The sequence below is a fragment of the bacterium genome, from assembly GCA_035371905.1.
Classification (GTDB): Bacteria; Ratteibacteria; UBA8468; order B48-G9; family JAFGKM01; genus JAMWDI01.
Genome location: DAORXQ010000042.1, coordinates 1 through 14,504, shown reverse-complemented (window position 1 = coordinate 14,504; position 14,504 = coordinate 1). Strand labels below are relative to the sequence as shown.

Here is a 14,504-nt window from a genome sequence, read left to right as displayed (position 1 = left end):
CCCACAAATTTTTCTATACTGCTATAACCACCTCCAATTAAAAAAAGCCCTGTTTTCTCTCTTTCTTTTACATCCACAACAACATTTGCCTTTCCTTCTTCAACAAATTCAGGATATATACGTATGTTTTCAAAATAATTGGTATCTCTCAGATTGTTAAAACTTTTTCTTATTTTATCTCCTGTTATTTTATCTCCTGGCTCAAGTTTAATTTCTCTTCTTATTACTTTGTCTTTTGTAATTTTATTTCCTTTTATTTTTACTTCTTCTGTATAGTAAATTGCTCCTGGATTAATCAGATATGTTATGTTTACCGCGTCTCCTCTAATTTCAGGGATAAATTCAACATTGCATTTTATGTATCCCTTATCTGAATAGATTTTATAGATATTTCTTAAACTTTCTTCATTTTTTTTCACATTGAAAACATCCCCTCTTTTAAGCAAAACCTGATTTCTTAAAATATCTTCATTAAAAATCAGTTCTCCCTCAAATTTAATTTCACCTACAAAATATCTCTTACCCTCTTCCACAAAAATCTTTATAATAATACCCTTCTCTTTATATTCAATTTCTTTTTCTATTTTAACTTCAATAAATCCATTTTCATTATAAAAATCTTTAATTCTCTTAATATCCTCTTCCAAAATATCTTCTTTATAAGTCCCTCTTATAAAAGGCATCTTTCTCGTCTTTATTTTCATCAATTTCTTTAATCTTTTATCCGGAAATATATTATTCCCTTCAAATAAAATTTCACTTACATATCCCTTACCTTTTTCATTTATTTGTATTTTAAGAATACAAAGTCCATCCTTTTCTTCAACTTCATAATCAATTTCACTTGCATGATATCCCATTTTATAATACTGATTTCTTATCTTCTCAATCCCTTCAACAACTTTTTCCTCATTGAAAAAATCGCCTTCTTTTAATTCTGAAATTTCTTTCAATTTTTTTGTTTTTAATGCTCTATTCCCCTCAAAAATAATTTTTTCAATAACAGGTTTCTCTTTAACCTCAAGATTCAATTCTATTCCTGTCTCTTTTTTTTCTAAAGTATATTTCACATCCTTAAAATATCCTGTTTTAATGAGGTTACTTATATCATCTTTTATAACCCTTTCATCAAATTCTATTCCTTCCTTTGTCTTCATAAGAGTGAGTATTTTATCAACTGAAACATTTTTATTCCCTGTAATATTAATTTTTAAAATTGGGATTGAAAAGACATAAAAACTAAGAATTAGAAATACTGACAGGATTTTTTTTGGTTTCAATTGGCTCTCCTTCCTTTTTTATAAAAACAAGAAAAAGACCTTTTCTTTCAACAATTATTTCATCTCCTTCTTTAAAATTCCCCTTCAGAATTTCTTCTGACAGAGGGTCTTCAACATATCTTGAAATGGTTCTTTTTAAAGGTCTTGCCCCAAATTCAGTATTTGTTCCTTTCTCAACAAGAAACTTTTTTGCCTCATCACTTACAATAAGTTTAACCTTCAACTCATTCAATCTTTCTCTCACTTTTTCAATCTCAATTTCAACAATTTTCAAAAGGTGTTCCTGTGTTAATGGATGAAAGATTATTATATCATCAAGTCGGTTTAAAAATTCCGGTCTGAATGTTTTTTTCACCTTTTCCAGAATTTCACACTTTAAATTCTCAAAAGATAATTTCTCCTCTGGTGTTAAAAATCCAATAACTGATTTATTTTTAAGTATTTCTGTTCCAATATTTGATGTCATAATTATAACAGTGTTTTTAAAACTCACACTTCTTCCAAAACTATCAGTAAGCCGTCCATCTTCAAGAATTTGAAGTAAAAGATTGAATACATCAGGATGTGCTTTTTCAATTTCATCAAAAAGTATAACAGAATAAGGTCTCCTTCTGACTTTTTCAGTTAACTGTCCACCTTCTTCATAACCAACATATCCAGGAGGAGCACCTATAAGTCGGCTTATAGAAAACTTTTCCATATATTCAGACATATCTATTTGTATAAGTGCATCATCATCTCCAAAAAGAAATTCAGCAAGTGCTCTGGCAAGTAGAGTTTTTCCTACACCAGTTGGACCAAGAAAAAGAAAACTGCCAATTGGTTTTCTTATATCCTTTAAACCTGCTCTTGACCTCCTTATTGCCTTGCTTATTGTTTCTATTGCTTCATCCTGTCCTACAACAATTTTATGCAAAAATTTTTCCATTTCAAGTAATTTTTCCTTTTCTTCTTTACATAGTTGAGAAACTGGAATACCAGTCCACTGGGATACAATCTCAGCAATATTTTCTTTAGTCAATGTTTTTTCCTCTTCAGAAATTAAGTTCATAAAATTTTCTCTCAAGAAATCAATTTTATTTTTAAGTTCCCTTTCTTTATCCCTTATAGAAGTTAGCAGTTCATAATCCTGTGTCTTCACTGCTTTTTCCTTTTCTTTTCCAAGTAATTCAATTTCTTCCTGAAGCGCTGTTATTTCTTTTGGTTCTTTATAAAGTTTTAATCTTTTCTGACTTGCTGCTTCATCTATAAGGTCTATCGCTTTATCCGGTAAAAATCTATCAGCAATAAATCTATCACTCAACTTAGCAGCCGCCTCTATTGCTTCATTTGAAATTTTTAATTTATGGTGTGACTCATATTTTTCTTTAAGTCCTTTAAGAATTTCTATTGTCTCTTCAACTGTTGGTGGATTAACTATAACAGGTTGAAATCTCCTTTCAAGTGCTCCGTCTCTTTCAATATATTTTCTGTATTCATCAAGAGTAGTGGCTCCAATACATTGAATTTCACCTCTGGAAAGAACCGGTTTTAAAATATTTGATGCATCTATTGCTCCTTCTGCCCCTCCAGCTCCAACAAGAGTATGAATTTCATCAATAAAAATAATTATATTGCCTGAATTCCTTATTTCATCAAGAACAACCTTAACCCTCTGCTCAAATTCTCCTCTGTATTTAGTTCCTGCTACCATTGATGGCAGGTCAATCATAACAATCCTTTTATCTTTCAATATTTCAGGGATTTTACCAAAAGCAATATTCTGTGCAAGTCCTTCTACAATAGCAGTTTTACCAACACCGGGTTCTCCAAGTAAAACAGGATTATTTTTCTTTCTCCTGCAGAGAATCTGAATAACTCTTTCTATTTCATTTTCTCTCCCTATAACAGGGTCAAGTTTTCCTTCAATTGCAAGTTTTGTAAGGTCCCTTCCAAAAGTATCAAGTGCAGGTGTTTTCTGTTTTTTATAAGTTGTTGATGTTTTATTGGGCATATTTTTATAATAAAAATCTTCCTTTTCTTCAATTGAATATGGAGTATTTCCTGGTAATTCCAGATCCCTTAAAATTTCTTCTAAAATATTCCTTGCTTTATCAACAGTTATTCCAAATTTCCTCAAAATCTGTGCAGGTAATGATTCAGATTCAAGTAATATACCTATTAAAAGATGTTCACTTCCTATATATGAATGACCAAAAAACTGTGCTTCTCTCACAGAATATTCAAGAACTCTCTTGGATGAAGTACTTAAAGGTAATTCTCCACTATAAAAAGGAACCCCTCTTTTAATAACTTTTTCCAGTTCATATTTCAATCTTTCTGTTTCAACCCCGAGATAATTCAAAATTGCTATTCCAACTCCTTCTCCTTCCTGAAGCATTGCTAGTAAAATATGTTCTGGCTCAACTTTATTATGTCCATATTTAAGTGCTTCTTTTCTCGCTATATCCAGAATTATCTTTACTCTTTTTGTAAATCTTTCAAACATTTAATTTCTCCCACAATTTCCTTTTTAATATTTTACCTTTTTTTTCAGAAAAAATATAGTTTTTGTTTTTACCAGTATTTTCAAGGATGAAAAAAAAGAAATCTTTTAACTCATGCTTTTCAAAATTTAAAATTCCACTTACATAAGAGAGAAAAAGAAGGGAATAAAAATCAATAAATTCTCCATTTTCTCTTTCTTCTTTTAAAATTTTCATAATCTTTTTCAAAATTTTTTTCTTCAAATTTCCATCATTTTTTATCTCTTCAATACATTTTTTTTCTTCCTCTTCAATCAATTTTACCACACTTTCAAGTTCTCCAACAATTTCCTTTTCTGTTTTACCTGTTGATTCCGTTGAAGACATCTGAAATATGCTTCCAAAAGGCAAACTGCCTTCTCCATAAAATCCTCTTACTGCAATTCCTATTCCCTCAATATTTTTAAAAATTGTTTTATCTTTTTTAAAAAATCTAATTCCTGGAATATGAATGAGTGCAGAACTTCTTAAAGCAGTTCCTGTATTGGTCGGGCAGGCAGTTAAATAACCAAATTTTGGCGAAAATGCATATTCAATTTTTATATCAATATAATCATCTATTTCATTTATAAGTTTCAAACATTTTTTTAAATTAAGACCGGGTAAAATAACCTGAATTCTCAAATGGTCTTCTTCATTTATCATTATACTTGCTTTCTTGTCAGGTATTATAACAATCTTATCGCAAAGTCCATTTTCAGAAAATTCCTTGCTTATAAGATGTTTTTCTATAAGAGATTTTTTCTGTTTCTCGTTTAAACTAGAAATATTTATAATAAAAATTTTTTCAGATGGAAAGTTTAAGAAAACTTTTAGTAAAATCTCTTCAACTTTTTTACCTGTATTAACTGTCATATTATAGGGGAAAGGATATCCTTTTATATTTCTTGCAATCCTAACCCTTGAAGTTATCACAACATCATCAATTAATTTTGAATAAACCCAATCAGTTTCTTTTTCAATTATATCCCAAGATAAAAACTTACTTATTTCTTCCATTTATAGTTATTTCATTTATCAAACCTTTTAAAAGGTAGATTTTTTTTATTTTTTCCTCTTTTTTAAAATTCTTAGGATATTTGCCTTTGTATATTGTGTTTGTATGAATTTTTCTCATATAATCTGAAACTTCTTTAAAGAAATATTCATAACAGAAATCACAACCAAGAAACCTGTATTCTTTAAATTCATCAATTGTATAACCGCAGACAGGACATTTATCATACTTTCTTCTTTTATTATTGTTAAAAAACGAATTATATTCCTCCCAGCACTTCTTACAAAAATTGAATTCAATTTTTTTTGCTTTTTTCCCTTTGAATTTTATTGATAGATAACTTCTACTTTTACATATAAAACATTTATCCATAAACAGGTATTCCTTCTATTTCTGTAAGCAAGTGGAATTCTTTTCTTATTTTCATTGTAATTTTTCCAGGTTTTCCATCTCCTATAATTCTATTATCAACAACCACAACAGGGACTATTTCTGCTGCTGTGCCGGTCAGAAAACATTCATCACTTGTATATATGTCATATCTTGTAATATTCTCTTCTTTAACTTTTAAACCAATATTTTCACCTATCTCCATAACAACCCTTCTTGTTATACCATCAAGTGCTCCTGCTGAAACAGGTGGAGTTATTAAATTCTTCTCCTTAATAATAAAAATATTTTCACCTGTACATTCACTCACATAACCAAACTGATTTAAAATCAATCCCTCACTTGCACCTGAATTATTTGCTTCAATTTTTGCAAGGATATTGTTCAGATAATTCAGTGATTTTATAGCAGGATTTAATGATTCATTCAAATTTCTTCTTGTTGCAACTGTTACAAGGTCAATCCCTTTGTCATACAGTGATTCTGGATATAATTGAATTTTACTTGCTATTACAAATATTGTTGGTTTTTTACATTTCCTTGGGTCAAGTCCAAGGTCTCCAACCCCTCTTGTAACAACAACTCTTATATAACTATCCTTCAAATTATTCCTCTTAACAGTTTCAATTATGATTTTCTTTAACTCTTCCTTTTCCACTGGAATTTCAAGTAATATTGCTTTTGCAGAGTTATAGAGACGAATAATATGTTCATCAAGTTTAAAAATTTTACCATTGTAACTTCTGAGTCCTTCAAATACACCATCACCATATAAAAGCCCATGGTCAAAAATAGAAATTTTTGCTTCATTTTCATCAACAAATTTACCATCAAGATATATTATCAGTCCCATTTCATCTCCTTTTTTTCCATCCTTTCAATTTTACCTTCATTTAAATATACTACTTTTGAAGCAAATTGTAAAAATTTTTCATTGTGAGTTGCTATTACAAAAGTTGTCTCTTTTTCTTCATTAAATTTTTTCATAAATTCAAAAAAACTATTAGCACTTTTATTGTCAATACTTCCTGTTGGTTCATCTGCAAAAATAATTTCTGGCTGGCATATCAAACTCCTGCATATTGCTACTCTTTGTAATTCTCCACCTGACAATCTTGAGGGATATGTATTCTTTTTATCTAAAATTCCAAAAACGTTCAGATATTTTTCTGCTTCCTTTAAAAATTCTGGACTAAACCTTTTCTCTCTAATCCATAGGGGTAAAAAAACATTCTCAATAATTTTCAATTCAGGTATTAAATAGAAAAATTGAAAAATAAATCCAAATTTCTTATTTCTTATCTCAGCAATCTCTTTTTCTGTAAGAGTTTCTGTATCTTTTTCATCAATGTATACTTTTCCTTCTGTGGGTTTATCAATAAGTCCAAGCAGATTTAATAAAGTAGTTTTACCTGAACCTGATGGTCCAATTATGACAACAATTTCACCCTTTTTTATTTCTATATCCACATCCTTAATTGCGATAACTCCATTATAATTTTTGGTCAGTTTTTCTCCCTTTATTTTATTCATTTCTTATTGCCTCTGCTGGATTAAGTTTGGATGCTCTCTGTGCCGGATAAATACTTGCTATACAACTAACTATTATAACAAGAAAGAAAATCCAGATTGTATCAAAAAGTGAAATTTCAATTGGCAGTTTAGAAATATCATAAACAAATTCAGGCAGATTTATAAAATTATATTTTTTAAGAATCCAAGAAAGCAAAAATCCAAAAATCATACCGAAAATCAACCCTTTAATCCCGAGGTAAATTCCCTGATATAGAAAAATCTTTTTTATTTCTCCAGATGTTAAACCCATTGCCTTTAATATACCTATTTCTTTAACCTTTCTGTAAACAGATATCATTAAAGTGGAAAGAATATTAAAGGAAGCAACTATAACTATCAAACTTAAAATTATTGCCATTGCCTTTTTTTCAAGTGCTATTGCTGAAAAAAGTATTTTGTTTTTTTCTATCCATGTTGAAATACTATAATTTTCATCAATTAATTTTCTTATCTTATCCGAAATAACAGGTGTTTTATAAATATCATCAACTTTAACTCCAATTCCATGAACTCCACTCATATTAAAGATTTCCATAAGGTTTTTTAAAGAAGTAAAACCCATACTCACATCAAAACTGTAAACTCCATATTCCACAATTCCAACAACTTTAAAAATTCTTTCTTTAGGAATAAGTCCTGCTATTATGAATATATAATCACCAACTTCAACACCGAGTTCACCTGCAAGTTCTTTCCCAAGTATAATTCCATTTTCAATTTCTTCAATAGAACCCTTTTTTATGAAATTTTTAATATTTGTAACATCTGTTTCTCTTTTTAAATCAATACCTTTAATAATCCCTCCAAGAATATACCTGTTTGACTTATAAATTACCTGAGACATTATGTATGGAGAAACACCCTTTATTTCAGGAAGATTTTTAACTTTTTCAATTATTTCTTCATAATTGTAGATGTAAGGTTTTCCCTCAATTGTTATTAAAGGATTGGCTCCAATTATTTTCCTTTTCAGGTCATTTGAAAAACCATTCATAACTCCTATAACAAGAAGTAAAGTAACAACTCCTATTGAAATACCAAGAACAGTAAAAAAACTTATAAACCACAGAAATCTATCCTCTCTTTTATTTCCGATAAATTTTTTTGCCAGAAAAAAATTATAAGAAATCATTTATTTAATATTTTAATTTCGCTTTTTTTCTCAACAATTTTCAGAATTTCTGGTATATCTGTAATCTTTAAAATACCTTTTGGGAAATTAGAAGACGGGAGTTTAGTATAGGGTTTTTTTATAAGAGAATAAAAAGAATCAGGAAGTTTATTTAAATTAATTCTTTCAATCAAATCAGAAAATAAACATACAAACAAAGATATGATTGCTCCCTGTCTATTTCCATATAGATTTATTCTTTTACATCCAAGATAATTGAGCAAATTTATAACAGAAAGTACATCATATATTCTCTTACCGAGATAACTTTCTCCAAATAAAAGATAAAAACCATCAAACATATAATCAAATCTATAAGGATGGAAAAAATATTTTTTAATGTCAGGCATTGATTCACCAATTCCTCTCACATCTACAAAATAATCAGAAGGTTTACCATCAGGAAATCTTTTTATCTCATCCTCAGAAGAAATATCAGGAACATACAGGTTTATTTCTTCCTCAACTTCAAGATAATATGGTTTTTTCACATTTCTTCTTTTTAAAATTACCCATATATTTTCTTCTGTCTCAACTGCATATCTTCCAATAGATTCATTCTTTATAGAAACTGGTCTTAAAACTCTGTAATGCGGAATACTTATACTCTCCGGAATAGAAAGAATCTTTTTTAATTCATTTTTTAAATTGCTTTCATCAAAATTTTTTCTATTCTTAATTATAATTTCTGTTTTCTCCCTTATAATTTCAAAATGTGGCTTTGAACCCTCTAAAAGAACATTTCCCTTTTTTGTTGCAAAAAGTGTTTTTTCTTTTTCAATAATTATATCAGGTTCTACATTTAAAACGTTTTTCCCAACAATTTTACAGAAAAAAGAAACCATTGCATTCTGAGAATCTGAATGATAACCATGGGTATTATCCCCGATAAAATAAGTAAAGTTTTCTTTTTTATCAAAAATATTATAAAAATATTCAAGTTCTTCACATATTTCTTTAAAACCCCTTATATCAAAGTAATCATATTTCTGGCCAAGCAGTATTAAAGGTGATGGTACACGAGAGATAAAGAAGTCAGAAATTTCAACCCCTTCTCCAAGAATTCCAGGTGGATACTGCTCACTATCCTGTGGTAATTCATTTTCAAGATTATATAAAAGAGGTGTTACAAAACAGCCAGGAGCAGCAGTTTTCAATCTTTCATCAATTGCCCATAACCATGTTGTTAATGTACCACCACCAGAATTTCCTGTTATTCCAAGAAAATTTTTATCCCATTCATCTCTTGAAGTTATATAATCAATTGCTCTTATTCCATCCCATACCCTGTATGAACCAAAAAATTCACCTATAAGATTCATCTGTTTACCTATCATATTATGTGCAAGACAGTTTCCTTTTTTCACAGGTAATTTTTCAGGCAAAAAATAATACTGGTTTCTTTCCCCCTGGTCAAACGGATCATATATCAAAACTAAAAAACCATTATGAACAAGTCGCTGACAAAATTCCTGATATTTAGGTTCTGCTTTCCCTTCTATTGAATGTCCACATGGTGCAACAACAGCAGGAAAAGGTGGATTAAATTTCTCAGGTATATATAAATTTGCAGTAACAAAACATGAAGGCATACTTTCAAAAATTATTTTTTCAATCCTATATCCATTCCTTTCTATTATACCAGTTATTTTTGGATTTAATGGTGTCTTTTCGGATAAAGGGAAAGGAGAAAATGCTTTTTTAATTTTTTCTCTAACATATTCCTGATATTTTTCTGCATCTTTTCTATTTTTTATATCCTTTAATCTTTTTTTTCTTTCATAATAAACCTTCCTTGTTCTTTTAATAAAATAATCAAACATCATATGTCTGTATTCATTAAGCATTTTTATCCCCTGTAATCAATAATCCTTAAAAATGATTCTACTTTAAGACATGCTCCTCCAACAAGAACTCCATCTATATTTTTTTCTTTCATTAGTTGGTCAATATTTTCTGGCTTTACACTTCCTCCATAAAGAATAATTAAGTTTTCGGCTATATCTTTGTTATAAATTTTTGCTATTAATTCCCTTATAAAAATGTGAACTTCTTCTGCCTGAGATGGTAAAGCAGTTTTTCCAGTTCCAATAGCCCATACAGGTTCATAAGCAATAACAAGATTTTCAAATTTATCAAAACCTTCCAGACATCTTTTAACCTGATTTTCAATAACATTAAATGTCTCTCCTTTTTCCCTTTCTTCAAGTTTCTCTCCTACACATAAAATTGCATTCATTCCTGTTTCTACAACCTTTTTTACCTTTTTGTTTATAATTTCATCTGACTCACCAAAAATATTTCTTCTTTCAGAATGCCCGCATATAACATATTCAACACCTGTATCCTTAAGCATTAAAGGTGAAATTTCTCCAGTATAAGCACCTTCATTTTCAAAATATACATTTTGAGCACCAAGTTTAACAGCACTGTTTTTTATTATTTTAGATACAGGATAAAGAGATGTAAAAGGAGGACATATTAAAACATCCCTATCCTCATAACTTTTAATGTTTTTAACAAGTTCACTCACAAAATTTATTGATTCTGCTGGGGTTTTATACATCTTCCAGTTTCCTGCTATAAGAGATTTTTTCACTTTCTTCTCCTTTTTTATAGTAGTAAAAAGTGTGGTTTTATAATTTTTACTCTTCCTTTAAAACTTCAATTCCGGGCAGGGTCCCTTTTTCAAGAAATTCCAGAGATGCACCTCCTCCTGTACATATATGGGATATTTTATCTGCAACTCCTGCTTCATCAACTGCTGCAGCAGAATCTCCTCCACCAATAACTGAAAATGCTTTTGAATTTGCAATTGCCTTTGCTAATTCAATAGTCCCTTTTGCAAATTTCTTAATTTCATAAATTCCCATCGGTCCATTCCAGAAAATTGTTTTTGCTCTGTTTATACAATCAGTGTATTCTTCAATTGCCTGAGGACCTATATCAACTCCAATCCAGCCATGTGGAACTGTTCCCCTTTCTGTTATTATTGGAACTGCATCTTCTGAAATTTTCTGAACTATAACATGGTCAAGAGGCGTATGAAATTCAAGATGTCTTTTATTTATTTCTTTAATTATCTCTTTTGCAACAGGAACCGCTTCTTCTTCAACTTTTGAATCACCCACTTCCCAGTTTTTTGCTTTTATAAATGTGTATGCCATAACTCCACCTGTAATGATTGTATCAACTTTATCAAGAAGATTTTTAACCATATTTATTTTATCTATTACCTTCGCACCACCAAGAATTAAAAGAAATGGTTTTTCAGGATTTATCAGTAATTTTGAAAGTGATTCAACTTCCTTTTCAATAAGAAATCCTGCTGCTACATCCTTTGCAAATTTTGTTATTTGATAAACTGATGCATGTTCCCTGTGACATGTTCCAAAAGCATCATTAACATAAGCATCTGCAAGAGAAGCAAGTTCTTTTGCAAAATTTTCATCTCCATTTTCTTCTTCTGAATGAAATCTTAAATTTTCAAGAAGTAAAATTTCTCCCTCTTTCAATTCATTTACCATTTTTTTTACTTCCTCTCCAATACAATCAGGAGCAAATTTTACCTCTTTATTTAAAATTTTTGACAATCTCTCAGCAACAGGTTTTAAACTGAATTCTGGAGATGGTTTTCCTTTCGGTCTTCCAAGATGTGAGGCAAGTATTAAAGAAGCACCTTGAGAAAGTAAATAATTTATAGTTGGAATTGTTGCTGTGATTCTTGTGTCATCTGTGATAACTCCTTTTTCAATTGGAACATTATAATCAACTCTCAGAAAAACTTTTTTCCCTTTATAATTCCTGTTTTTAATTGATTTTATTTTCATAATTACCTCCTTTTTTTCTTTATTTTACAATTTTTTATATCAATCTGTCCACTAAAAAACTAAATTTCATATTCATCAAGATATGAAGGTATAAAAATCTTTGAATTTTTAAATCTATCATAAATAACTTTTGAAAATTCATCAATTACTTCTTCTTCTCCATGAACTAAAAATATACTTTCTGGGAATTTTTTAAATCCTGAAAGAAAACTTAAAAGTTCTTCTCTATCAGCATGGGCAGAAAATCCATCTATTTTCTCAATTTTTGCCTTTACTTTATAAAAATTACCCAAAATCCTAACTTCTTTTTTCTCTAGTATTTCCCTTCCAAGAGTTCCTTTTGCTTGATAACCAACAAAGGCAATAGATGATTCTTCCCTTTCAATATTATTAACAAGATGGTGCTTAATTCTTCCGCCTGTACACATACCACTGCCTGCCATAATAATTACTGTGCCCTTTATATGATTAATCATTTTTGACTCTTCAACTGACTTTGTAAAATGTAAAAGTGGGAAATCAAAAGGAGAAATTTTATTTTTAAGTAGATTTTCTGCTTCTCCATCAAGATATGTTAGATTTTTTTTGAATACTTCTGTTACTTCAATTGCCATGGGACTATCAAGAAATGTAAATAGGTGTGGTATTCTATCTTCAAGTAAGAGTTTTTTCAAATAGTATAAAATCTCCTGTGCTCTTTCAATAGCAAACGTAGGAATAACGATATTGCCTTCTTTTCTTTCAGTTTCATTTATTATTCTTTCAAGTTTTTCTTCAGCAATTTCTCTTGGCTCATGAATTTTATCTCCATAAGTCGTTTCCATAATCAGAATATCAGTACTCTCTAAAATTTCAGGGTCTGATAGAATTGGATTTTCTTTCCTTCCAATATCTCCTGAAAAAACTATCTCTTTTCCATCTGCTATAACTTTTATGAAGGAGGAACCAAGAATATGACCTGAATTATAAAAAACAACCTTTATATTGTCCGAAATTTTGACTTCCTCATTATATGAAACCGTCTCAAAAAAATCAAAAACACTCATTGCATCATTAACATCATACAGAGGTATTTCAGGATAGGGACCTTTTCTTCCTTCCTTTTGATGTCTTTTTCTCTTTTTTTCAGCATCTTCAACCTGTAACTTTGCTGAATCAAGCAGTGCTATTTTTGTTATTTCTGCTGTTGGAACAGTACATAAAATTTTTCCCTTAAATCCATCTTTTACAATTTTTGGTAAATATCCTGAATGATCAAGATGTGCATGTGTTAAAAGAATATAATCAATTTCTAAAGGTGGAACTGGAAATTTCTCCCAGTTTCTATTTTTTAAATCCCTTTCCTGAAAAAGACCGCAATCAATTAATAAATTTTTCCCACCAATTTGTAAGAGAAATTTTGAACCTGTTACATTTTTTGTCGCACCAAGAAATTTAATTCTCATAAACTTTCTCCTTTTTCTTTTTTAATAAGAGAAATAATTGAAATCGCTACAATTGCATGAAAAATAGAAGTTATCAAAAATGGAGTTCTTATATTTATAATCTTTCCTGTATATCCACCTATAAGAGGACCAAAAGCAAGCCCGAGCATACTTATTGAAGTAAAAAGACCATATGCTTTACCTATTGAGTTTTCATTTATAAGAGTTTTTATCATTGAATTGACAGAAGGAATTACACCAGCAACACTCGCAACAAATAAAACCCTCCAGAAAAAAAGAGAAAAAACTGAATGAACAAAAAAATGTCCTAAAGATGCAATTGAAGCAAAGATAAAACAATTTCCTATCATTTTTATATATCCAATTCTATCGCTCAAATTTCCAAGTCCAGCAGCACTTAAACCCTCAATAATAGCAGCAATCCCTATAATTGTCCCTGTAATTGTATTCAATTTTTCGGGATTACTTATTATTTCCTTAATTACAAGAGGGAAAGAAGGATTTAAAATTGTATTACTCAATCTGACACCAAACATAATCATTGTTGCTATCCAGAATCCTTTTAACTTTAATATTTCCCTGTATGAAAATTCTTCTTTCTTCTTATAATTTATTCTGTTTTCCCTTGCAAATAAAAGAATTAAAAGACCTCCAAGAAAAATTATAAGACCTCCAATTCTAAAAGTATTTCTATAGCCAAAATGGTCTGAAATAATTCCACCTATAAGAGGACCTACTGAATTTCCTATTGAAACAGCAGTTTGCATCATTCCAAGAGTAAAACCACTTTTTTCCACAGGTACAACACTTGCCACAAGAGTAACAGAAGCAACAATTGTTCCTGTCAAAGCACCTTGAAGTAACCTGCATATCAATAATTGTTTCACTGTCCTAACAATAGACATTAAGAATAAAATAAAAGTCCCTGCAAACATACTTCTAACAACCATTAATTTTCTTCCATACTTATCAGCAAAATATCCCCAGATAGGTGAAAAAATTGTAAATGTAAAACCAGAAGCAGATAGAATTATTCCAGCCCAGTAAGTTTGAGAAGGTATATCCTTTATGCCAAGTTCAGAAATGAAAAATGGTAAAAATGGCATAGCAAAGGAAAATCCAATTATTGAAAAAATCTGCGCAATAAAAGTTGAAATAAAAGTTTTTTTCCACATTTTTGATTTTTAAAATTTTTTACAATTTTACAATTTTTAATTTTTTTAAGCAAAAAACACTCGTATTTCCTCAAAATTAAATCTATTTGAAATTATATTTTTATAAGACATTTTTC

The 14,504-nt window shown here is 29.6% G+C and carries 12 protein-coding genes; all 12 read right to left on the bottom strand.

What is annotated here, in order from left to right; all coding sequences use genetic code 11:
• On the bottom strand, positions 1-1,280 hold a 1,280-nt coding region (bamA, locus tag PKV21_05750), incomplete at its 3' end, for an outer membrane protein assembly factor BamA (GenBank protein HOM26992.1).
• Positions 1,240-3,768 (bottom strand): ATP-dependent Clp protease ATP-binding subunit, encoded by a 2,529-nt coding sequence (locus PKV21_05745; protein HOM26991.1) that lies wholly within the window; start codon positions 3,766-3,768, stop codon positions 1,240-1,242. The genes bamA and PKV21_05745, both read right to left, overlap by 41 nt.
• Positions 3,761-4,804 carry an ATP--guanido phosphotransferase gene (locus PKV21_05740; GenBank protein HOM26990.1) on the bottom strand — a complete coding sequence of 348 codons (1,044 nt, stop codon included), beginning with the start codon at positions 4,802-4,804 and terminating at the stop codon, positions 3,761-3,763. The genes PKV21_05745 and PKV21_05740 overlap by 8 nt, the downstream gene beginning before the upstream one ends.
• On the bottom strand, positions 4,788-5,174 hold the full coding sequence (locus PKV21_05735; GenBank protein HOM26989.1) for a hypothetical protein: 387 nt from the start codon (positions 5,172-5,174) through the stop codon (positions 4,788-4,790). The genes PKV21_05740 and PKV21_05735 overlap by 17 nt, the downstream gene beginning before the upstream one ends.
• Positions 5,167-6,045 (bottom strand): branched-chain-amino-acid transaminase, encoded by an 879-nt coding sequence (gene ilvE, locus PKV21_05730; protein HOM26988.1) that lies wholly within the window; start codon positions 6,043-6,045, stop codon positions 5,167-5,169. The genes PKV21_05735 and ilvE overlap by 8 nt, the downstream gene beginning before the upstream one ends.
• Positions 6,036-6,725 (bottom strand): ABC transporter ATP-binding protein, encoded by a 690-nt coding sequence (locus tag PKV21_05725; GenBank protein ID HOM26987.1) that lies wholly within the window; start codon positions 6,723-6,725, stop codon positions 6,036-6,038. The genes ilvE and PKV21_05725 overlap by 10 nt, the downstream gene beginning before the upstream one ends.
• Positions 6,718-7,899 carry an ABC transporter permease gene (locus PKV21_05720; GenBank protein HOM26986.1) on the bottom strand — a complete coding sequence of 394 codons (1,182 nt, stop codon included), beginning with the start codon at positions 7,897-7,899 and terminating at the stop codon, positions 6,718-6,720. Before PKV21_05720 ends, PKV21_05725 begins: the two co-directional genes overlap by 8 nt.
• Positions 7,896-9,785, bottom strand: a complete 1,890-nt coding sequence (locus PKV21_05715) for an alpha/beta hydrolase family protein (protein HOM26985.1) — start codon at positions 9,783-9,785, stop codon at positions 7,896-7,898. Before PKV21_05715 ends, PKV21_05720 begins: the two co-directional genes overlap by 4 nt.
• 2 nt (positions 9,786-9,787) lie before the next feature.
• Complete coding sequence (gene tpiA, locus PKV21_05710; protein ID HOM26984.1) at positions 9,788-10,537, bottom strand: triose-phosphate isomerase; 750 nt, start codon at positions 10,535-10,537, stop codon at positions 9,788-9,790.
• Positions 10,538-10,583: 46 nt separating this feature from the next.
• Positions 10,584-11,768: a phosphoglycerate kinase gene (locus tag PKV21_05705; GenBank protein HOM26983.1), complete on the bottom strand. Its 1,185-nt coding sequence runs from the start codon at positions 11,766-11,768 to the stop codon at positions 10,584-10,586.
• A 59-nt stretch (positions 11,769-11,827) separates the two neighbouring features.
• A complete protein-coding gene (locus PKV21_05700; GenBank protein HOM26982.1) occupies positions 11,828-13,213 on the bottom strand; it encodes an MBL fold metallo-hydrolase in 1,386 nt (461 codons plus the stop codon).
• Positions 13,210-14,388, bottom strand: coding sequence for an MFS transporter (locus tag PKV21_05695; protein HOM26981.1), 1,179 nt, complete (start codon positions 14,386-14,388; stop codon positions 13,210-13,212). Before PKV21_05695 ends, PKV21_05700 begins: the two co-directional genes overlap by 4 nt.
• Positions 14,389-14,504: the final 116 nt, after the last annotated feature.